This is a genomic window from Micromonospora sp. NBC_00389, from assembly GCF_036059255.1.
GTDB lineage: Bacteria > Actinomycetota > Actinomycetes > Mycobacteriales > Micromonosporaceae > Micromonospora.
On record NZ_CP107947.1, the window covers coordinates 583,357 to 602,625 of the forward strand.

Genomic DNA, 19,269 nt, shown 5'->3' on the forward strand with positions numbered 1-19,269 from the left:
TCCGGCCCTCACCGGGTCGACTCGGCAGCCCGGCCGCCGAACACCGCGAAGCGCCATTCCTTGAAGTAGCAGTCGACGTCGACCAGGCCTGCCTCGGCGAGCCACTGGCACTGCTCGGCGACCGTCGTCGGCCGGTCGTGCCGCATCCGCTCCCGGGCGGCGGCGATCTCCTCGGGGGGCGAGCCCAACTCGGTGATCCGTGCCGTCCACACCTCGTCGTAGCGCCGGTCCAGGGCCGGGGTCGGGCCGGCCACCTGCTCGGCGTTGACGAACACCCCGCCGGGCACCAGCGCGGCGGAGGCCCGCCGGTAGAGCGCACGCTTGTCGGCGTCGTCCAGGTGGTGGATCGCCAGCGCGCTGACCACCGCGTCGTACCGACCGGCCGGTAGCGGGTCGGCCAGGCCGGCCCGGACCGTCCGGTGCGGTATGGACCGGGCGTTCAACTGGTCGGCGGCGCGGGCGAGCATCGCCGGCGCGGCGTCCACCAGGGTCAGCCGCACCCCCGGCACCGCCTCGGCGAGCAGGAGCGAGAGCAGGCCGGTGCCGGCGCCCAGATCCAGCACCTCCGGGGCACGCCCGGCGGCCAGTGCGGCGCGCAGGGGTGGAGCGGCCACCTGGACGGCGGTGCCGTAGAAGGCGTCGAAGCAGGGCACCAGTCGCCTGCGTGCCTCGTCGTAGCTGCCGGCAACCGCGTCGAAGGCGTCCGCCACGCTCATCGCACTCTCCCATTCCATGAGAAAACCTTCCCATATGTTAGACACGAACCGCGTGACTGGCGTAGCACCGACCGCACGGTGAGACGCGGACGGCGCAGGCCACGGCTGGCGGACAGCAGGCCGACGGACACCACCCACCCGTCACGTCCGCTGCCCCTGTGCGGTGTGAGCCCCACTTGACAGGACCGAAACAGAAGAGACCCGGACCGGAAACCGCCCGGCGGCACGCTTTCCCGACATGACAGACGGTGCGCGGTCGGCAACTCGCCCGGGGCGGACGCCCCGAGAGGTGGCGACACACTGCCCGTACTGCGCGCTCCAGTGCGGCATGGTGCTGCGCCAGGACGACGACGGGGTGACGGTGCACCCCCGCCAGTTCCCCACCAACCGGGGCGGGCTCTGCCAGAAGGGCTGGACCGCCGCCGACCTGCTCGACCACCCGGAGCGGCTGACCACCCCGCTGCTGCGCGACCCGGCCACCGGCGAGCTGCGCCCGGCCAGTTGGGACGCCGCGCTGGATCGGGTCGTCGCCGGCATCCGCACCGTCCAGGACGGCGCCGGCCGGGACGCGGTCGCCGTCTTCGGTGGCGGTGGCCTGACCAACGAGAAGGCGTACGCGTTGGGGAAGTTCGCCCGCATCGCACTGCGCACCCGGCACATCGACTACAACGGACGGTTCTGCATGTCTTCGGCGGCGGCTGCCGGCCTGCGCGCCTTCGGCGTCGATCGGGGGCTGCCGTTCCCACTGGCCGACCTGGGCCAGGCCGACACCCTGCTGCTGGTCGGCGCGAACCCGGCGGAGACCATGCCGCCGCTGGTGCGCTGGCTCACCGAGCAGCGCCGTAACGGTGGCCGGCTGATCGTCGTGGACCCCCGGGTCACCGCCACCGCCCGCCTGGCCGATCTGCACCTGCAACCGTTGCCCGGCACCGACCTCGCGGTGGCCAACGCGCTGCTGCACATCGCGCTCATCGAGGGCTGGATCGACCAGACCTACGTGGCCGAGCGGACCACCGGCTTCGAGGTGGTCCGTCGCAGTGTCGCCGCCTGGTGGCCGGCCCGCGCGGAGCAGCTCTCCGGGGTGCCGGTGGCCGACCTGGAGGCGACCGCCCGGGCGCTGGGCACCGGCGGGCGAGTGATCATCCTGACCGCGCGCGGTGCCGAACAGCATGCCAAGGGAGTGGACACGGTCACCGCGTACGTGAACCTGGCGCTTGCCCTGGGCCTGCCCGGCCGGACCGGCTCGGGGTACGGCTGCCTCACCGGCCAGGGCAACGGCCAGGGCGGGCGGGAGCACGGGCAGAAGGCCGACCAGCTCCCCGGCTACCGGCGGATCGACGACCCGGTGGCCCGGGAGCACGTGGCCGGGGTCTGGGGGGTACCGGCCGACGAGCTGCCCGGCCCGGGTGTGCCCGCCTACCAACTGCTCGACTCCCTCGGCACTCCCGACGGTCCCCGCGCGCTACTGGTGTTCGGCTCGAACCCGGTGGTCTCCGCGCCCCGGGCGGCCCGGATCGAGCGCCGGCTGCGCGACCTCGACCTGCTGGTCGTCGCCGACCTGCTGCTCTCCGAGACGGCCGCGCTGGCCGACGTGGTGCTGCCCGTCGCGCAGTGGGCCGAGGAAGACGGCACGATGACCAACCTGGAGGGTCGTGTGCTGCGTCGGCGCGCGTTACGCCCGCCGCCACCGGGCGTCCGGACCGACCTGGCCATCATCTCCGACCTCGCGGTCCGGCTGGCCGCTGCCGACCCGGCGGCTCCCGGCGCGGCTGACCCGACAACCGAGGTGCGGAGCCGACCCGCGGCCATCGGGCCGGCCGCGGGGGGACCCGATGCCCCACCGGACGCCATCGCGGCGGCTCGGTTCCCGGCCGACCCGGCCGCCGTCTTCGCCGAGCTGCGCCGCGCCTCCGCTGGCGGGGCCGCCGACTACGCCGGCATCAGCTGGGCCCGGATCGACGCCGCTGACGGCGTCTACTGGCCCTGCCCGGCCGAGGATGGGCCGGACACGCCACGGCTCTTCACCGACCGGTTCGCCACCCCGGACGGCCGGGCCCGGTTCCACCCCGTCGACCACCGGCCGGCCGCCGAGGAGGTCTGCGCCACCTACCCGCTGCACTTCACCACCGGCCGGGTGCTGGCCCAGTACCAGTCCGGCACCCAGACCCGCCGGGTGGCCGCGCTGCGCCGCGCCGCGCCCGAGGCGTTCGTCGAGCTGCATCCCGACCTGGCCGCCCGGCTGGGCATCGACGACGGCGACCCGGTGCGGGTCACGTCGCGCCGAGGCGAGATGCTCGCTCCGGCCCGGCTCAGCGCGGGGATCCGACCAGACACCGTCTTCGCCCCGTTCCACTGGGCCGGGGTGGCCCGCGCCAACTCAGTGACCAACGACGCGGTGGACCCGATCTCCGGGATGCCCGAGTTCAAGATCTGCGCGGTCAGGGTGGAGAAGGCATGACCGCCCGAGTGGTGATCGTCGGCAACGGGATGGCGGGCGCCCGGCTGGCCGGCGAGCTACGCGTCCGGGAAGGGGACCGGAAGGTCACCGTGCTCGGGGCGGAGCCGCACCGCGCGTACAACCGAATCATGCTCTCCACACTGCTGGCAGGTCGGATCGGCGAGCCGGACGTGGAGCTGACCGAGACCGCCGTGCACGGCGTCGACCTGCGCATCGGCGTACCGGTGACCGCGGTGGACCGGTCCGCCCGGGAGGTCCGCACCGCGCACGGCGAACGGATCTCCTACGACCACCTGGTGCTGGCCACCGGCAGCCGGGCGGTGGTGCCGCCACTGCCCGGCCTCGACCCGGGCGACCTACCGGAGCGGGTGGTCCCGTTCCGCACCCTGGACGACTGCCGGCGGATCCTCGCCGCGGCGGACGGCGCGCACAGCGCACTCGTGCTCGGCGGCGGGCTGCTCGGCCTGGAGGCCGCCCGAGGGCTCGCCACGCGCGGGCTGGCCACAACCGTGGTGCACCCGACCGGGCACCTGATGGAACGGCAGCTCGACCCGGCGGCCGGCGCCGTGCTCGCCGGCACGCTCGCCGGTCTCGGCGTCACCATTCAGCTCGCGGTGCCGGCGACCGGCGTGGCCGCGGACGCCGACGGCGTACGCCTCGACCTGGCCGACGGCCGATCGCTGCGCGCCGACCTCCTGGTGCTCTCCTGCGGGGTACGCCCGGACACCGCCCTCGCCGAGGCCGCCGGGTTGACCCTGCGACGCGGCGTGGTGGTGGACGACCGGCTGCGCACCAGCGACCGGCGCATCTCGGCGATCGGCGACTGCGCCGAGCACGACGGCGCGCTCACCGGACTGGTCGCACCCGCCTGGGCCCAGGCCCGGGTGCTCGCCGATGTGCTGACCGGGGCGGACCCGCTGGCCCGGTACCGGCCACGGCCTGTGGTGACCCGACTCAAGGCGGCCGGGATCGACCTGGCCGCGATGGGCGACGCGGTGGGTGGCGGGCCGGGCGAGGAGCTGACCTTCACGGACCCGACCCGGGGCACGTATGCCCGGTTGCGGATCCGGGACGAGCGACTGATCGGCGCGATCCTGCTCGGTGACAACCCGGCGGTCGGCACGGTGATCCAGCTCTTCGACCGCGGTCACCCGGTGCCGGCCGACCGGCGGACGCTGCTGTTGGGCCGGTCGCTCGGCGCGACCGGTGCGGCGCCGGCCGCGTCACCGGCGCTGATGCCGGACGCGGCCACCGTCTGCCAGTGCAACACGGTGACCAAGGGCGCGCTGGTGCGCAGTTGGCGCTCCGGGGCCCGGACGGCCGGCGCGGTGGCGGCGGCGACCCGAGCCGGCACCGGCTGCGGCGGATGCCGGGACGCGGTGGGCGGGATCGTCGACTGGCTGGCCGAGGCGGAATCGGTGGAGGTGACGCGATGAGCGGCGGTGACCTGGTCGTCATCGGCAATGGGATGGTCGGGCAGCGCTTCGTTGACGCGCTGCGCGCCCGTGACCCGCAGGGGCGCTGGCGGGTGACCGTGCTGGGCGAGGAGCGACGTCCGGCGTACGACCGGGTGCGGCTCTCGGCGTTCTTCGACGGGGTGAGCGAGAGTGAGCTCAACCTGCACACCCCGCACGACGGGGTGCGGCTGCGTCTCGGTGAGCCCGCCACCGCCATCGACCGGAGCCGGCGGGTGGTGACCACCGCCACCGGCGAGTACCGCTACGACATGCTGGTACTGGCCACCGGGTCCTACCCGTTCGTGCCGCCGGTGCCCGGCACGGAGCTGCCCGGAGTCTTCGTCTACCGGACCCTGGACGACCTGGCGGCGATCCAGGCGTACGCCCGAGGCCGGCGGGCCGGCGCGGTGATCGGCGGCGGGCTGCTCGGGCTGGAGGCGGCGAACGCCCTGCGGCTGCTCGGCCTGAGCACCGACGTGGTCGAGTTCGCGCCCCGGTTGATGCCGGTGCAGGTGGACCAGGCCGGCGGTGCGATGCTCCGCCGCTACGTCGAGGAGCTGGGCGTGCGGACCCACCTAGGGGTCGCCACCACCGCGATCCGGCCCGGCCCGGACGGCGCCGTTGCCGCCCTGGGGCTCTCCGACGGTGCTGATATCGACGCCGATCTGGTGGTGGTGGCCGCCGGCATCCGGCCCCGGGACGAGCTGGCCCGAGCCGCCGGCCTGCCACTGGGTCCGCGCGGCGGGGTGCTGGTCGACGCGACCTGCCGCACCGCCGACGAGCGGATCTGGGCGGTCGGCGAGTGCGCGGCGGTCGACGGCACCTGCCACGGCCTGGTCGCACCGGGATACGCGACGGCCGAGGTGGTGGCCGACCGGCTGGTGGGCGGCGCGGCGACCTTCCCGGGCGCGGACAGCGCGACCAAGCTGAAGCTGCTCGGCGTCGACGTGGCCTCGTTCGGCGACGCGCACGGCACGACCCCGGGCTGCCTGGACGTCACGTTCACCGACCCGGCCACCCGGGTCTACGCGAAGCTGGTCCTCTCCGACGACGCGCACACCCTGCTCGGCGGGGTGCTGGTCGGCGACGCCAACGCGTACCCGACGCTGCGGGCGAGCGTGGGTGGTCCGCTGCCGGCCGCGCCGCTGGCGCTGCTCGCCCCGGACGGCGGCGGCGCGGACGCGGGCGCGCTGCCCGCCGCCGCCCAGGTCTGCTCCTGCAACGCGGTGACCCGGAGCGACGTGGACGCCGCCATCGCCGGCGGCTGCGCGGACGTACCGGCGTTGAAGGCGTGCACCAGGGCCGGCACCAGCTGTGGCTCCTGCGTGCCGACGCTGAAGCAACTCCTGGACGCGGCCGGGGTGGCGCAGTCCACCGCGCTCTGCGAGCACTTCGACGTCAGCCGGCGGGAGCTGTTCGAGATCGTCCGGGTGCGCGGCATCCGCACCTTCTCCCGGCTGGTCGCCGAGCACGGTCGGGGGCGCGGCTGCGACATCTGCAAGCCGGTGGTGGCTTCGATCCTCGCCTCGCTGGGCGCCGGGCACGTGCTCGACGGGGAGCAGGCGTCGTTGCAGGACACCAACGACCACTTCCTGGCCAACCTGCAACGCGACGGCAGCTACTCGGTGGTGCCCCGGATCCCCGGCGGCGAGATCACCCCCGAAAAGCTGATCGTGATCGGTGAGGTCGCCCGGGACTTCCAGCTCTACACGAAGATCACCGGCGGGCAGCGGATCGACCTGTTCGGGGCGCGGGTGGAGCAGTTGCCGCAGATCTGGCGGCGGCTGGTGGACGCCGGCTTCGAGTCCGGCCACGCGTACGGCAAGGCGCTGCGCACAGTGAAGTCCTGCGTCGGAGAGACCTGGTGCCGGTACGGGGTGCAGGACTCGGTGGGGTTGGCCGTGGCGCTGGAGCTGCGCTATCGGGGGTTGCGCGCCCCGCACAAGATCAAGTCAGCGGTCTCCGGCTGCGCTCGGGAGTGCGCCGAGGCACGTAGCAAGGACTTCGGCATCATCGCCACCGAAAGCGGCTGGAATCTCTACGTCGGTGGCAACGGTGGCTTCCGGCCCCGGCACGCCGATTTGTTCGCCACCGACCTGTCGACGGAAGCGCTGATTTCGCTGATCGACAGATTCTTGATCTATTACATCCGCACCGGCGACCGACTGCAGCGCACGGCCGGCTGGATCGAGGCGATGGACGGCGGCCTGGACCACCTGCGCTCGGTGATCGTGGACGACTCGCTGGGCCTCTGCGCCGAACTGGACGCGGCAATGGCCCGGCACGTGGCGTCGTACTCCGACGAGTGGCGCGACGTGCTGAACGACCCGGATCGGCTGCGCCGCTACACCTCCTTCGTCAATGCTCCCGAGGTACCCGACCCGTCGATCACCTTCGCGCGGGAACGCGGCCAGCCGGTGCCGGCGGGCGGCCACACCCCGACCCGACCCCAGCCGGTCGCGCTGGGCCTGCCGGAGGTGCGGCGATGAACCACGCCACCACGCTGGGCTGGGCCCCGGTCTGCCCCCTCGACCGGCTGGAACCGGACCGGGGGGTCGCCGCCCTGGTCGACGGGGTGCAGGTCGCCCTCTTCCGGACCGCGGACGGGCTGTTCGCGATCGACAACCGCGATCCGGTCTCCGGGGCGTACGTGCTGTCCCGGGGCATCGTGGGCAGCCGCAGAGGGGTGCCGACGATCGCCTCGCCGCTGCACAAGCAGGTGTACGACCTCCGCACCGGGCACTGCCTCGACCTGCCCGGGGTGGCCGTGACCCGGCACGACGCGCGCTGCCGCGGCGGGCTGGTCGAAGTGCGGCTGCGACAGGAGGGCTGATGCGGGAGGAACTGGCCGGCTTCACCATCGGGGTGACCGCCGACCGGCGGCGCGACGAGCTGGCCGCGCTGCTCGAACGGCGAGGCGCCCGGGTGGTGCTCGCCCCGGCGCTGCGGATCGTGCCGCTGTCCGACGACACCGAGCTGCGCGAGGCGACCCGGGCCTGCCTGGACCAGCCACCGGACATCCTGATGGCCAACACCGGCATCGGCATGCGTGGGTGGCTGGAGGCGGCCGAGGGCTGGGGGCTGGCCGAGTCGCTGCGCTCGGTCCTGGCCAGCTCGTACGTGGTCGCCCGGGGCCCCAAGGCACGCGGTGCGGTCCGGGCCGCAGGGCTGCACGATCAGTGGTCGCCTGCCTCGGAGAGCTGCGACGAGGTGGTCGACCACCTGCGCCGGCGCGGCGTGGCCGGGCAGGTGATCGCCATGCAGCTGCACGGCGAGCGGCAGCCGGAGTGCACGCTCGCGCTGGAGGCGGCCGGTGCCACGGTCATCGAGGTGCCGGTCTACCGCTGGGCCCCGCCGACCGACCCGGCGCCGCTGCACCGACTGATCGACCTGATCGCCGGCCGGCTGGTGGACGCGGTGACGTTCACCTCGGCGCCGGCGGCCGAGGCGCTGCTGCGGGCGGCCGGGGACCGCACCGACGCAATGGTGTCCGCGTTTCACAAGGACGTACTGGCCAGTTGCGTCGGCGCGGTCACCGCCGAGCCGCTGCTGCGGCGCGGGGTGCCGGTCTGCGCGCCCAGCCGGGCCCGGTTGGGCGCGCTGGTACGGACCATCGTCGAAGAACTGCCCCGCCGAACCATGACGTTCAAGGCCGATGGGCACCTGCTCACCCTGCGCGGGCACGCCGCGGTGATCGACGGCGAGCTGCGCCCGCTCGCCCCTGCCCCGATGGCGGTGCTGCGGGCGCTGGCCCAGTCGCCCGGCCGGGTGCTGTCGCGCACGGCGCTGCTGCGGGCCCTGCCCCGTGGCGCGGACGAGCACGCGGTGGAGATGGCCGTGGCCCGGCTCCGGGCCGCCCTGCGCGCTCCCCGCGTGGTGCAGACCGTGGTCAAGCGCGGCTACCGGCTCCGGGTCGACTGACGCGTCGCGGCCGGCCGGAACGGACCGGCCGGCCGCCTCGGGTCAGCCGACCGGCGTGGGGAAGCCTCGACCCTGCTCGGACTGGAGCCGGAGCATGGCGTGCTCGACCACCGTCACCAGCACCTGCTTGACCGACTCCCGGTGCCGGGCGTCGGTCATCACCAGCGGCACGTGCGGCGAGATGGCCAGTGCCTCGCGGACCTCGTCCAGGTCGTACTGGGGAGCGCCGTCGAACCGGTTCAGCGCCACCACGTACGGCAGGTTGCGGTTCTCGAAGTAGTCCAGCGGGGCGAACGCATCGGTGATCCGGCGGGTGTCCACCAGCACGGCGGCACCCACCGCACCCCGGATGATCTCGTCCCACATGAACCAGAACCGGGTCTGGCCGGGTGTGCCGAAGAGGTACAGGATCAGGTCCTGGGCCATGGTGATACGGCCGAAGTCCATGGCGACCGTGGTGGTCTCCTTGCCCGGCACCTTGGACGGGTCGTCGATGCCGACACCGGCCGCGGTCATCACCGCCTCGGTGGTCAGCGGTGTGATCTCGGAGATCGAACCGACGAGTGTCGTCTTGCCGACGCCGAAGCCGCCCGCGACGACGATCTTCGCGGAGACGATTCCCCGGCTCTGCCGCCCCCCAGCGGGGTCATAGCCTGCGAAGTCCACTTAGCACCCTTCCAAGCAGTTCCATTCGCTCCTCGAATCCCTCGGCGGGAGCAGCAGTGTGTAACGTCAGCAGGCTCTCGGTCACCATGTCGGCGACCAACACCCGGGCGACGCCCAGCGGCATCCGGGTGTACGCGGCGATCTCCGCCAGCGACTGTGCCCGGCCTTCACAGACCGTGGCGATGCGGTGCTTGTCATGCCCGGCGAAGCGGGACTCGGCGACCTGGGTGGGAGAAGCCGTGAGGACCGCCTCGAGAGCGATGTCCTGCCGGGGCTCGGTACGACCACGGGTGACCGCGTACGGACGCACCAGAGCGCCGCGCGGGTCAGCGCGTCGTTGGTCCATCCCCGATCACCTCCTCGTCCCCCTGCGGAGCCGGTCCACACCGCCTCCCGTCCCTGGTCCGGCACGCGGGCCGCGCGCCGTGTCTAGTCGCTACGAGCGCACCGCATCCCGTGGCAGCGGCACCAGCGCGGCACCCACCCGTTCGACCAGCAGCGCCATCTCGTAGCCCACCTGGCCCACGTCGCAGCTACGCGCGGCCAGCACGGCCATCGACGAGCCGTCGCTGATCGACATGAGGAAGAGGTAGCCGCTGTCCATCTCGATGACGGTCTGCAACACCCCGCCCGCGCTGAACATCCGGGCCGCGCCCTCGGTCAGGCTCACCACGCCGGAGGTGATCGCGGCGAGCTGGTCCGCCCGGTCCCCGGGCAGATCCCGGGAAGAGGCGAGCAGCAGCCCGTCGGCGGACACCGCCACCACGTGGGCGATGCCCGCCACGCTGTCGGCGAAGTTGGTGAGCAGCCAACCCATGTCCTGCATGGCAGCTGGCCTGTTCATCGGCTCTCCTTGGTCGAGGTGCTGTTCAGGTCCGTACCGGCCGTCCGGCCGCGCTGTACGCCGCGGTGGTAGGCCGACAACAGGCCGCGTACTTCATCGGGGGTCCGCCGGCTGCGATCCCGGCCGCTCTTCGGTTCGATACCGCCCGGCACGAGCTGCGCCTGCGGCACCCGCTTGGGCAGCCCGGAGCGCGTTGTTCCGGCCGGGGCCGGCTCGGCGGCCCGGCTGGCCCGGGACCAGCCCTCGTCCGCCGCCGTCCGCCAGGCGTCCGGGTCCGTGGCCGGCCTGGCGGGCGTGCTCGGACCGGCGGGCGCGGATGGCGCCGTTCGGGCGGCCGGCGGAGGGTTGTACGACGGCGGCGCCGTGCCGGCTCCACCCGTGTCGAACCCGTTGATGCTCGCGGTGCCCGACGGCCCGAGACCGTCGGCGTTGGAACTGCCCGGGGTACGGGTGGGCAGCGGCGGTCGGGCCGGTGCCGCGGCCGGCGCGGACGCGGTTGCCGGATAGCCGCCGTTGCCCGTGCGCAGACCCGCATCGGCCGACCCGGCGCTGACGGTGGCCGGCGGCGAGTCGAACTTCGGTCGGGTGAAGATCGCGGTGGCGTCGTCGCCGTGCGACCGGAACCAGACCGCCTCCATCTCCCGGAAGATCGGCGCCTCGGCGGGGAACTCCGGCCGGGTGCTGATCGGTGCGGCCGGCGCCGGCAGCGTGGCCGGCGGTGCGACCGCGCCGGGGCCGGCGACCGGCCCGACCGGCAGCACCGGAGCGCTCCGCCCGTCGGTGGCGTCCGCCGCGGAGCCGCGCCGGGGCAGCGGGTCGATCGTCGGGTAGGCCACGGTCGGGCTGCCCACCGAGGCACCCGTGGTGTTGCTGTACGCCGGCCGGGCCGGCGCGGCCGTGTTCGCTCCGCTGAAGCTACCGGCCTGCACGGCCGGGGCGGTGTCCCGCGCATCCAGCGGGGACTGCCACTGTGCCGGCGCCGGCGCGCTGGTCCGCCACTGGTCGGGCAGCGTCGCTGCCGCGGTGGTGGCGCCGGCGAACGGCTCGCTGTGGCCGGCCGGGGTGAGCGGCGCCTGCTCGACCGCCATTGGCTGGCGTGGCCGGGTGAGCACCTGGTCGCGGCCCCGGTTGGCGGGCAGCACCACGGTGGCGGCGGGCAGCGTCACCTGAGCGACTGTGCCGCCCTCGACGTTGCGGCGCAGCTCCACCCGGATGCTGTAGCGGGAGGCGAGCCGGCTCACCACTGCCAGACCCATCAGCCGGAACGCGGCGACGTCCACGCTCGGTGGCGCGGCCAGTCGCCGGTTGAGTGAGTCGAGCTGCTCGTCGCTGAGGCCGAGCCCCCGGTCCTCGATCTGGATCAGCACGTAGTCGCGGATCCGGCGACCGTCGGCGACCACCGTGGTGTTCGGCGGCGAGAACCGGGTGGCGTTGTCGAGCAGCTCAGCGACGAGCCGCACGACGTCGTTGACCGCGTGCGCGGCGACCGAGATGTCGGTGTCGACGGTGCCGAACTCGATCCGGTTGTACAGCTCCACCTCGGACTGGGCGGCGCGCAGCACGTCCACCACCAGCGCGTCGTCGCGACGCGGTACGGCGGAGTCGGCGCCGGCCAGGACCAGCAGGTTCTCGTCGTTGCGGCGCATCCGCGTGGCCAGGTGGTCCAGCTCGAAGAGCTGTGCCAGCCGCTTCGGGTCCTCCTCGCCGCGCTCGATCGCGTCCAGCTCACCGATCATCTTGTCGACCAGGCTCTGACTACGGCGGGCCAGGTTGAGGAACATCGCCGAGACGCTGGTACGCAGCGCGGCCTGCTCAGCCGCGACCCGTACCGCCTCCCGGTGCACGACGTTGAATGCCAACGCCACCTGACCGACCTCGTCGCGGTTGGTGAGCTGGATCGGGTCCCGGACCTGCCGGACGATCTCCTCCACCCCGCCGTCGCCCACGCTGCCCATGTTCTGCAGCCGCTTGACCGCGTCGGGCAGGTCGTGGTTGGCCACCGAGAGCGCGCCCTCACGCAGCCGTCGCAGCGAGTGGTTCAGCGACCGGGCCAGCACCACGGCCAGCGACACGGCGATGAACAGGGTCAGCAGCACCAGCACCGACTCGACCACGGCCTGCTGGATGACGTCCGAGCGCGCCTGGTCGGCCTGCTCGAACAGCCGGTTCTGCAGTTGGACCTCGGCCCAGCGCATCAGGTCGTTGACCGCGCCGATGGCGGCGGTGGCGTCCTGCACGCCGACCAGCGAGCGCCGCCCCACCGAGCGGGTGATGTCGGTGGCCACCCGGTCGGCCAGGCCGACCGCGTCACCGGAGACGGTGCTGTTGACCAGGGACCGCTGCACCGGGTCAGCGGCGAGCGAGAAGGAGACCAGGGCCTCCTGTTGGCTGGTCAGCGTGGCCACGAAGGAGGAGAACTGCTCCGAGTCGAGCTGGCCGGCGGTCAGCGCGGTGAAGGCGACCGCCTGCTCCTCGGCGACGGACGCCTTGGCCCGCGCGAAGGCGGCGACCGCCCGGCGGCTGTCCGACAGGCTCTCCTCGCCAGGCAGCTGGGCCAGCCCGTCGCCGTAAGCGACCAGGTCGGTGAGGATGACGCCGTAGCGCAGCACTGCCTCGGCGACGGCCATCTGCCGACGGTCGAGCACCTCCTGACGGGTGGCGTCCAGGGTGGCCAGATGGTCGTCGATGGCCGCCAGCCGGCCCCGCAGCGCCGCCGGCACCTCGCCGATCCGGCCCCGCTCGGTGCGGTACTCGTCCACCCGCTGCTGCGTCTGGCGGACCCGCAGGTTGTACGAGTCGGCCGGCTGCTGCGGGGTGGCCAGGTAGGCCGCCGCGGCCATCCGCTCGGAGTGGAGGTCCTGCGTCAGCGCGCTGACGTCGATGGAGAGTGCGGTGAGTGACCGCGCCCGAGTGGCGTCGAGGGCGCCCTCGCCAACCGAGATCAGCCGGACCGTGGCCAGCGCGATCACTGCCGCCACCGGGACGACCAGGATCAGCGCCAGCTTGGACCGGATCCGGGCGTCACGCAGTCTCGGCAACCGTCGGCGCGAGGGCCGAGCGCTGTCGCCGAGCGCGGGCAGGGTCGTCGGTCCGGTGCTCACGACATCGCCTCCGTCGTTTCTTCCCCGCCTGACCCGCCGAGCCGTGCCGTAGGCGGAGGGGACCACGCGCGGCACGGCCGCGATTTCATCAGAGAAGATCCTGTTTGGGAAGCCGCAGTGAGGCAGGAAACGGTCGGACGGCGCGCAACCCGTGATCCGGTCAACTGATACCTTCATTTCCGCAAGCCCCTGAACAGGGCATGTGACTCCAGAGTGGTCACGCGTGTATGCAAAGTGAGCTTTTGCAAACATTGCGTTACCCCAGCATGTGGGATGGTCGTCCCGAAAGTGCAACCAGGGTCCGCGCTTGACCACAGCGCCGGCCATTGGCAAGGTTTTGCAGGCTTCGCGTCACACCGTACGGCAGACCGATCCCGTCCCTCTACTGAGGACGGATTAGCGGCGGTGACCGGGCAGCGCCCGCGCCCGCACCTGGAGGACTGAGTTGAGCCCCATCCGCTCCGCGACCATCGCGGCGCTCGCATCGGCCGTAATGGCCACCACGCTCACCGGCTGCCAGTTCGGCGAGGCAGAGCAGGACACGAGTCCGATCGTGATCGCCGCGGACCTCGAACTCTCCGGCGCCGCCGCCCCCGTCGGGCGGGCATACCAGCGCGCGCTGGAACTCAAGAGGGACCAGTTGAACTCCTCCGGAGCACTGAACGACCGGAAGATCGAGCTGAAGGTGAAGGACAACCGTTCCGACGCCGCCGAGTCACTGCGCAACGTCGTCGACTTCAGCAGCGATTCCCGGGTCAGCGCCATCATCATGGGTGGCTGCAACGAATGCGCGGTCGGCGCGGTCGGGACCATCAACGAGAAGAAAATCCCCACCATTGCCCTCGCCGCTTCCGGGACGATCGCCAGCCCCGCCGCCGAGCGGCGCTACATGTTCAAGCTGGGCCCGAACGCCGTGGACAGCGCCTCCGCGCTCACCACAGAACTGCGCCGCAAGAACATCCGCAAGGTGGGTCTGCTCTACACCGACGATGACTACGGCCGGGAGGGCGCCGTCGCGCTCCGCCGCGAACTGACCAAGGCCAATATCAAGCCGGTCGGCGAGGAGTCGGTGAAGACCACCGACACCGAGGTCGGTCAGCAGGTCGGACGGCTCGCCGAGGAAAAGCCCGACGCGCTGGTCATCTGGACCCCGCCGGAGCAGGCGACGCTCGCCGCCACCAGCGCCCAGCAGGCCGCCTTCCGTGGGTCGCTCTTCTTCGACGCGGGCGCGGCCGGCGACCTCTTCCTCGGCGCGGCGGCCCAGGCCACCGAGCGCGCCACGCTGATCTTCACGCAGACCATGGTGATCGATGACGTGATCGCCACCACACCGGCCAAGGCGGCCCGGCGGCAGTGGTTCCAGGACTACACCGCGCGATTCGGCGGGTACAACGGGTCCTCGTCCTTCGCCGCCGACGCGGTCCAGCTGATCGCCGATGCCGAGCTGCGTGCCGGCGGTCCGGTCGGGAAGGTGGACCGCGACGGCCTCCGCGACGTGCTGGAAACGTCCCAGATGGACGGTCTCTCCGGCCCGATCCGGATGACGCCGGACAACCACTCCGGGCTGATGCCGCAGGCGCTCACCACGCTGGTTGCCCGCAACGGCCGGTGGCGGCTGGCGGGCTGAGGCCGACTCAAAGCCAAAGGGCCACACCGTTCTCCGACGCTCTCGGGCGTCGAAGGGCGGTGTGGCCCTGCCGTATCCGGCTCGGCTTCGGCGACGACCTCGGTGGTCAGCGGCTGCTGGTGGTCTCCCGTACCCAGGGCAGGGCGAGCCGCTCGACCAGCACCAGCGTCGAGTAGAGCAGGATGCTCACCAGCGCCACCAGCATGATCGCCGACCAGGCGGTGGCGGTGTCGCCGACACCGGCGTACTGAAGGATGACGTAGCCCAGGCCAGTCTCGCCGGCCTGGAACTCACCGATCACCGCGCCGATCGCCGCCAGTGGCATGGCCACCTTGAGCCCGACGAAGATCTGCGGCAGCGCGGCCGGGAAGCGCACCTTGCGGAACGCCTGCCAGCGGGAGGCGTTCCAGGAGCGCACCAGCTCGGCCAGGTCGGCCGGGGTGGTGGTCAGCCCGGTCGCGGTGGAGAGCACGATCGGGAAGAAGCAGAGCAGGAACACCATGGTCAGGATCGGCTTCTGACCCCAGCCGAGTGCGACCACCAGCAGCGGACCCAGTGTGATCTTGGGCACCGCGTTGATGGCGACCAGCAGCGGGGTGAACATCCGCTCCACCGTGCGGGAGCTGGCCAGGGAGAGTCCGATCAGGACACCCGCCGCCGCCGACAGGACGAAGCCGATCAGGATCTCCAGCAGGGTGTCCCAGGTGTGCTCCAGCATCCGGGCCGGCTTGTCGGTGAAAGCGGCGAGCACATCGCCCGGCGGTGGCAGGGCCGCCGGGTGGACCAACTCCAGCCGGGCGATCAACCACCACGCCGCCAGGGCGACCAGGAGGCCGGCCACGGGCAGCAACGCCGCCCCGGCCCCGGAGCGGAGGCCGGCGCCCCGACCCGCTCGCCCCACCTCGGGGCCGGCACCCGGGGGCGTGGGCACCCCCGCCACCGGCTCCGCTGCCCGGACGTCGGTCATCTTGTCCTCCTCGAAATCCCACGGCCCAATGGGCCGACGGGGGTACGCCCCACCGGAATCGGCGGGACGTACCCCTGGTGACGGCGCGCGATCAGGCCTTCGGCGTGAGGCTGAAGTCGATGATCTGCTCGGGGGTGATGTTCTGCTTCAGGGCGCCAGCGCCCTGCAGGATCGCGATGCTCTTGGCTACCCGGCCGTTGTCCAGGGTGCCGATCGCGGTGCCGGAGTTACCGGAGCGGACGTACGCCGCCATCAGCTCAAGCTCGGCGGCGGCCGAGGCCGGGTTGGTGGCGTCGACGTTCTTCTTCAGGATGTCGGCGGCCTCCTTCGAGTTCGCCAGGCTGTACTCGAGGCCCTTGAGCAGCGCCGCGGTGAACCGCTTCACCATCTCGGGCTTCTCCTTGGCGATCTTCGAGGAGGTGATCAGCACGTTGCCGTAGAGGTCCTGCATCACGTTGCTGTACGGCAGCATGACGGCCTTCTTCTTGGCCACCGCCTCGATGGTCGGCTGACCCACGACGAACTGGCCGATGCCGTCCACCGAACCGGAGGCGAGCGTGCCGATCAGCGCCTGCGCCTCACCGTTGACCCAGGTCACCTTGTTGACGTCCACGCCGGCGAGCCGGGCGTACGTCGGGAACAGGTTGCGGACCACGGACCCGGGAGTGTCGGCGAGCTTCTTGCCCTCCAGGTCCTTCGGGGAGGCGATGTTCTTGCCCTCGACGGTGGCGATGCCGGCCATCGTGCGCTGCTGGATCGCGGCCACCGCGACGAAGTCCTTCGCCTGGCCGTTGCCGAGCTGGAGCAGACCGCCGGTGAGGTCGATCGGCCCGAAGTCGGCCTGGCCACCGACGACGGTCTGGATCACACCACCGGTGCCCTGACCGGCCTTGATCTCGACGTCGAAGCCGGCCTCCTTGAAGAAGCCCTTGTCCTTCGCCACCCAGGCGTAGGAGTCACGGCCGAAGTTACCGAAGGAGGTGAGGTAGGTCACCTTCTCCAGAGCCCCGCCGTTGCCGCCCTTGGCGTCGTCGGACGAGTCCGACCCGCTGCTGCAGGCGGAGACGAGGGCGAGGGCGGTGGCCAGCGCGGCCGTAGCGACCGTACGGGTCAGCCTTCTCATCAGTGCACCATGTCCTTTCCGACCGGGGCCGGCAGGCCACCGGAGGGGGTTGTCGTGGCGGGACCGGCGAGGGGGGTGGAAGCCGGGCACCGCCGTCGTGAGGGGACTCTTCGCGGGCACAGCGTACGAGAAACCCACCTTTGCGACGCCAGGCGTACCGCGTTGCGGAACGGAAACAACCTGACGACCACCCCGGACGGTGCGATAGGGAGACGAGCCGGATAACCTTTGCCGGATTCCTGACCGTCCACTCAGCGGAGGTCCGCCGGAGATGATCCGACTGTCCGGGGTGTCCCGTACCTTCGAGGGCCGATCCGGCCGGGTGGAGGCGTTGCGGGGCATCGACCTCGACGTCGCCGATGGCGAGTTCGTCGCCGTGCTCGGGCGCTCCGGGTGCGGCAAGTCCACCCTGCTGCGGCTGGTCGCCGGGCTGCTCCCGCTGACCGCCGGCGAGATCACCGTGGCCGGTACGCCGATCACCCGGCCCCGCCGGGACATCGCCATGCTGTTCCAGAAGCCGGCGCTGCTGCCCTGGCGCACCGTGCTGGACAACGTCCTGCTGCCGGTGGAGATCTTCGGCTGGAGCCGCGCCAAGCACCGCGAGCGGGCCCGGCGACTGCTCGACGTGGCCGGGCTGTCCGGCTTCGAGAAGCGGCTGCCGCACGAGCTCTCCGGCGGCATGCAGCAGCGGGTGTCGCTGTGCCGGTCGCTGATCGGCGAGCCCCGGGTGATGCTGATGGACGAGCCGTTCTCCGCGCTCGACGCGCTCACCCGCGAGGAGCTCTCGGGCGAACTCCAGCGGGTGCACATGGAGAACCGGCCGAGCATCATCTTCGTCACCCACTCGATCGACGAGGCGGTGCTGCTCGCCGACCGGGTGGTCGTGCTGAGCCCCCGGCCCGGCCGGATCCGCAAGGTGGTCGAGGTGAACATCCCCCGGCCCCGCACCCTGGGCCGCAACGCCCACCTCGCGGACGTCGCCCAGGTCAGCGCCGACCTGCACGAGCTGTTGATGGAACGTGACCAGCCGGCCGTGGCCGGCGCGGAAGGACGATGAACATGCGGGTGTCGGTCTTCACCGAACCGCACCGGGGCGCCAGCTACGACGACCAGCTCCGGTTCGCCCGGCTGGTCGAGGCGGGCGGCTTCGAGGGCTTCCTCCGCGCCGACCACTACCAGTCGATGGGCACCGACCCGGGCCTGCCCGGCCCCACGGACGCCTGGCTGACCCTCGCCGCGCTGGCCCGCGAGACCCAGCGGATCCGGCTCGGCACCCTGGTGACGTCGGCCACCTTCCGGCCACCCGGTCCGCTGGCGGTGATGGTCGCGCAGGTCGACCAGATGAGCGGCGGCCGGGTCGAGCTGGGTATCGGCGCTGGCTGGTACGAGCGCGAGCACCTCTCGTACGGCATCCCGTTCCCGGCGGTGGCCGAGCGCTTCGACCGGCTGGCCGAACAGCTTGAGGTGATCACCGGGCTGTGGCGGACCCCGGCGGGCGAGACGTACAGCTACTCCGGCGACCACTACCAGCTGGTGGACGCCCCTGCCCTGCCGAAGCCGGTGCAGGTGCCCGGGCCGCCGATCATCGTGGGCGGGCGCGGTCCCAAGCGCACCCCCGAGCTGGCCGCCCGGTACGCCGACGAGTTCAACATGCCGTTCAAGTCCGTGGCGGAGACCGCCGGGGCGTACGAGCGGGTGCAGGAGGCGTGCGACCGGACCGGCCGGACCGAGTCCGGACGGGCACCGCTGGTGCTCTCCGCCGGGATCGTGGTGGCCATCGGGCGGACCGACGCGGAGGCGCAGCGGCGGGCCGCGCCACTGCACGAGAAGAGCGCTCTGCCCCCGGAAGACCCGGTGGTCGGCTCGCCCGCGCAGCTCGTGCAGCGGATCGGCGAGTTCGCCGCGATCGGCGCCACCCGGGTCCACCTGCGCCTGATCGATTTCGCTGACCTCGACCACCTTGAGCTGATCGCCGCCGAGGTGCTCCCGCAACTGGACGGAGAACGATGAGCGACGTGATCGACAGCACCGAACTCGGGCCGGTGGGCCAGGAGATCGTGTACGAGAACGATCGGGTCCGGGTCTGGCACATCCGGCTCGAACCGGGCGAGCGACAGCCGCTGCACCGGCACGACCACCCCTATCTGGTGGTGGCGATCGAGGGCGCGAAGAACGTCATTCAGACGGTCGACGGCACCCGGATCGACGCCGACGAGCCCACCGGTGGAGTGGTCTACCGGGACCCGGGCGCGGTGCACATGCTCACCAATGTCGGGGACACGACTTACCTGGCTCGGCTGGTCGAACTCAAGTAGACCCGCCGGCGGCGGGCCGCCACGCCGCGCGGCGCGCCGGTGGCGATCGGGTGTACCGGGTGCGTAACGTGCCG

At 72.4% G+C, this 19,269-nt stretch carries 16 protein-coding genes; 9 read left to right on the forward strand and 7 right to left on the reverse strand.

Annotation, left to right across the window (positions count from 1 at the left end):
* Positions 1 to 8: 8 nt before the first annotated feature.
* Positions 9 to 734: a class I SAM-dependent methyltransferase gene (locus OG470_RS02770; RefSeq protein WP_328420435.1), complete on the reverse strand. Its 726-nt coding sequence runs from the start codon at positions 732 to 734 to the stop codon at positions 9 to 11.
* A gap of 220 nt (positions 735 to 954) precedes the next feature.
* On the opposite strand from OG470_RS02770, the gene OG470_RS02775 reads away from it, so the two are divergent.
* The 5 genes from OG470_RS02775 to OG470_RS02795 are packed head-to-tail and all read left to right on the forward strand — an operon-like array spanning position 955 to position 8,552.
* On the forward strand, positions 955 to 3,174 hold the full coding sequence (locus tag OG470_RS02775) for a molybdopterin oxidoreductase family protein (protein WP_328420437.1): 2,220 nt from the start codon (positions 955 to 957) through the stop codon (positions 3,172 to 3,174).
* The gene (locus OG470_RS02780; RefSeq protein ID WP_328420439.1) at positions 3,171 to 4,610 is read left to right on the forward strand and encodes an FAD-dependent oxidoreductase; all 1,440 of its coding nucleotides are present in this window, start codon (positions 3,171 to 3,173) and stop codon (positions 4,608 to 4,610) included. Before OG470_RS02775 ends, OG470_RS02780 begins: the two co-directional genes overlap by 4 nt.
* Positions 4,607 to 7,120 carry a nitrite reductase large subunit NirB gene (gene nirB / locus OG470_RS02785; RefSeq protein WP_328420441.1) on the forward strand — a complete coding sequence of 838 codons (2,514 nt, stop codon included), beginning with the start codon at positions 4,607 to 4,609 and terminating at the stop codon, positions 7,118 to 7,120. The genes OG470_RS02780 and nirB overlap by 4 nt, the downstream gene beginning before the upstream one ends.
* Positions 7,117 to 7,464, forward strand: a complete 348-nt coding sequence (nirD, locus tag OG470_RS02790) for a nitrite reductase small subunit NirD (protein ID WP_328420443.1) — start codon at positions 7,117 to 7,119, stop codon at positions 7,462 to 7,464. Before nirB ends, nirD begins: the two co-directional genes overlap by 4 nt.
* Positions 7,464 to 8,552: a uroporphyrinogen-III synthase gene (locus tag OG470_RS02795; RefSeq protein ID WP_328420445.1), complete on the forward strand. Its 1,089-nt coding sequence runs from the start codon at positions 7,464 to 7,466 to the stop codon at positions 8,550 to 8,552. The genes nirD and OG470_RS02795 overlap by 1 nt, the downstream gene beginning before the upstream one ends.
* A gap of 42 nt (positions 8,553 to 8,594) precedes the next feature.
* On the opposite strand, the gene OG470_RS02800 is transcribed toward OG470_RS02795, so the two are convergent.
* The 4 genes from OG470_RS02800 to OG470_RS02815 all read right to left on the reverse strand — a co-directional run bounded on the left by OG470_RS02800 (position 8,595) and on the right by OG470_RS02815 (position 13,163).
* Complete coding sequence (locus OG470_RS02800; RefSeq protein WP_328420446.1) at positions 8,595 to 9,218, reverse strand: GTP-binding protein; 624 nt, start codon at positions 9,216 to 9,218, stop codon at positions 8,595 to 8,597.
* Positions 9,199 to 9,564: a DUF742 domain-containing protein gene (locus tag OG470_RS02805; RefSeq protein ID WP_328420448.1), complete on the reverse strand. Its 366-nt coding sequence runs from the start codon at positions 9,562 to 9,564 to the stop codon at positions 9,199 to 9,201. Before OG470_RS02805 ends, OG470_RS02800 begins: the two co-directional genes overlap by 20 nt.
* A gap of 90 nt (positions 9,565 to 9,654) precedes the next feature.
* Positions 9,655 to 10,062, reverse strand: coding sequence for a roadblock/LC7 domain-containing protein (locus tag OG470_RS02810; protein WP_007465177.1), 408 nt, complete (start codon positions 10,060 to 10,062; stop codon positions 9,655 to 9,657).
* Positions 10,059 to 13,163, reverse strand: coding sequence for a sensor histidine kinase (locus OG470_RS02815; RefSeq protein ID WP_328420450.1), 3,105 nt, complete (start codon positions 13,161 to 13,163; stop codon positions 10,059 to 10,061). The genes OG470_RS02810 and OG470_RS02815 overlap by 4 nt, the downstream gene beginning before the upstream one ends.
* Positions 13,164 to 13,608: 445 nt before the next feature.
* Here OG470_RS02815 and OG470_RS02820 point away from each other — a divergent pair, with 445 nt between their 5' ends.
* Positions 13,609 to 14,790 (forward strand): ABC transporter substrate-binding protein, encoded by a 1,182-nt coding sequence (locus tag OG470_RS02820; RefSeq protein WP_328420452.1) that lies wholly within the window; start codon positions 13,609 to 13,611, stop codon positions 14,788 to 14,790.
* A gap of 106 nt (positions 14,791 to 14,896) precedes the next feature.
* Here OG470_RS02820 and OG470_RS02825 read toward each other — a convergent pair whose 3' ends face one another.
* On the reverse strand, positions 14,897 to 15,757 hold the full coding sequence (locus OG470_RS02825; protein WP_328420454.1) for an ABC transporter permease: 861 nt from the start codon (positions 15,755 to 15,757) through the stop codon (positions 14,897 to 14,899).
* Between the two features lie 91 nt (positions 15,758 to 15,848).
* Complete coding sequence (locus OG470_RS02830) at positions 15,849 to 16,880, reverse strand: ABC transporter substrate-binding protein (protein WP_328420456.1); 1,032 nt, start codon at positions 16,878 to 16,880, stop codon at positions 15,849 to 15,851.
* Between the two features lie 271 nt (positions 16,881 to 17,151).
* Here OG470_RS02830 and OG470_RS02835 point away from each other — a divergent pair, with 271 nt between their 5' ends.
* Genes OG470_RS02835 through OG470_RS02845 form a run of 3 tightly spaced genes read left to right on the forward strand, consistent with a single transcriptional unit; the run spans position 17,152 to position 19,195 of the window.
* On the forward strand, positions 17,152 to 17,937 hold the full coding sequence (locus OG470_RS02835) for an ABC transporter ATP-binding protein (protein ID WP_328420458.1): 786 nt from the start codon (positions 17,152 to 17,154) through the stop codon (positions 17,935 to 17,937).
* A gap of 2 nt (positions 17,938 to 17,939) precedes the next feature.
* Positions 17,940 to 18,890 carry an LLM class F420-dependent oxidoreductase gene (locus tag OG470_RS02840; RefSeq protein WP_328420460.1) on the forward strand — a complete coding sequence of 317 codons (951 nt, stop codon included), beginning with the start codon at positions 17,940 to 17,942 and terminating at the stop codon, positions 18,888 to 18,890.
* The gene (locus OG470_RS02845; RefSeq protein WP_328420462.1) at positions 18,887 to 19,195 is read left to right on the forward strand and encodes a cupin; all 309 of its coding nucleotides are present in this window, start codon (positions 18,887 to 18,889) and stop codon (positions 19,193 to 19,195) included. Before OG470_RS02840 ends, OG470_RS02845 begins: the two co-directional genes overlap by 4 nt.
* Positions 19,196 to 19,269: the final 74 nt, after the last annotated feature.

Coding starts and splice junctions, on each gene's coding strand:
- OG470_RS02770 (WP_328420435.1), bottom strand. CDS start 734: ATGGAATGGGAGAGTGCGATGAGCGTGGCGGACGCCTTCGACGCGGTT.
- OG470_RS02775 (WP_328420437.1), top strand. CDS start 955: ATGACAGACGGTGCGCGGTCGGCAACTCGCCCGGGGCGGACGCCCCGA.
- OG470_RS02780 (WP_328420439.1), top strand. CDS start 3,171: ATGACCGCCCGAGTGGTGATCGTCGGCAACGGGATGGCGGGCGCCCGG.
- nirB (WP_328420441.1), top strand. CDS start 4,607: ATGAGCGGCGGTGACCTGGTCGTCATCGGCAATGGGATGGTCGGGCAG.
- nirD (WP_328420443.1), top strand. CDS start 7,117: ATGAACCACGCCACCACGCTGGGCTGGGCCCCGGTCTGCCCCCTCGAC.
- OG470_RS02795 (WP_328420445.1), top strand. CDS start 7,464: ATGCGGGAGGAACTGGCCGGCTTCACCATCGGGGTGACCGCCGACCGG.
- OG470_RS02805 (WP_328420448.1), bottom strand. CDS start 9,564: ATGGACCAACGACGCGCTGACCCGCGCGGCGCTCTGGTGCGTCCGTAC.
- OG470_RS02810 (WP_007465177.1), bottom strand. CDS start 10,062: ATGAACAGGCCAGCTGCCATGCAGGACATGGGTTGGCTGCTCACCAAC.
- OG470_RS02825 (WP_328420454.1), bottom strand. CDS start 15,757: ATGACCGACGTCCGGGCAGCGGAGCCGGTGGCGGGGGTGCCCACGCCC.
- OG470_RS02830 (WP_328420456.1), bottom strand. CDS start 16,880: ATGAGAAGGCTGACCCGTACGGTCGCTACGGCCGCGCTGGCCACCGCC.
- OG470_RS02835 (WP_328420458.1), top strand. CDS start 17,152: ATGATCCGACTGTCCGGGGTGTCCCGTACCTTCGAGGGCCGATCCGGC.
- OG470_RS02840 (WP_328420460.1), top strand. CDS start 17,940: ATGCGGGTGTCGGTCTTCACCGAACCGCACCGGGGCGCCAGCTACGAC.
- OG470_RS02845 (WP_328420462.1), top strand. CDS start 18,887: ATGAGCGACGTGATCGACAGCACCGAACTCGGGCCGGTGGGCCAGGAG.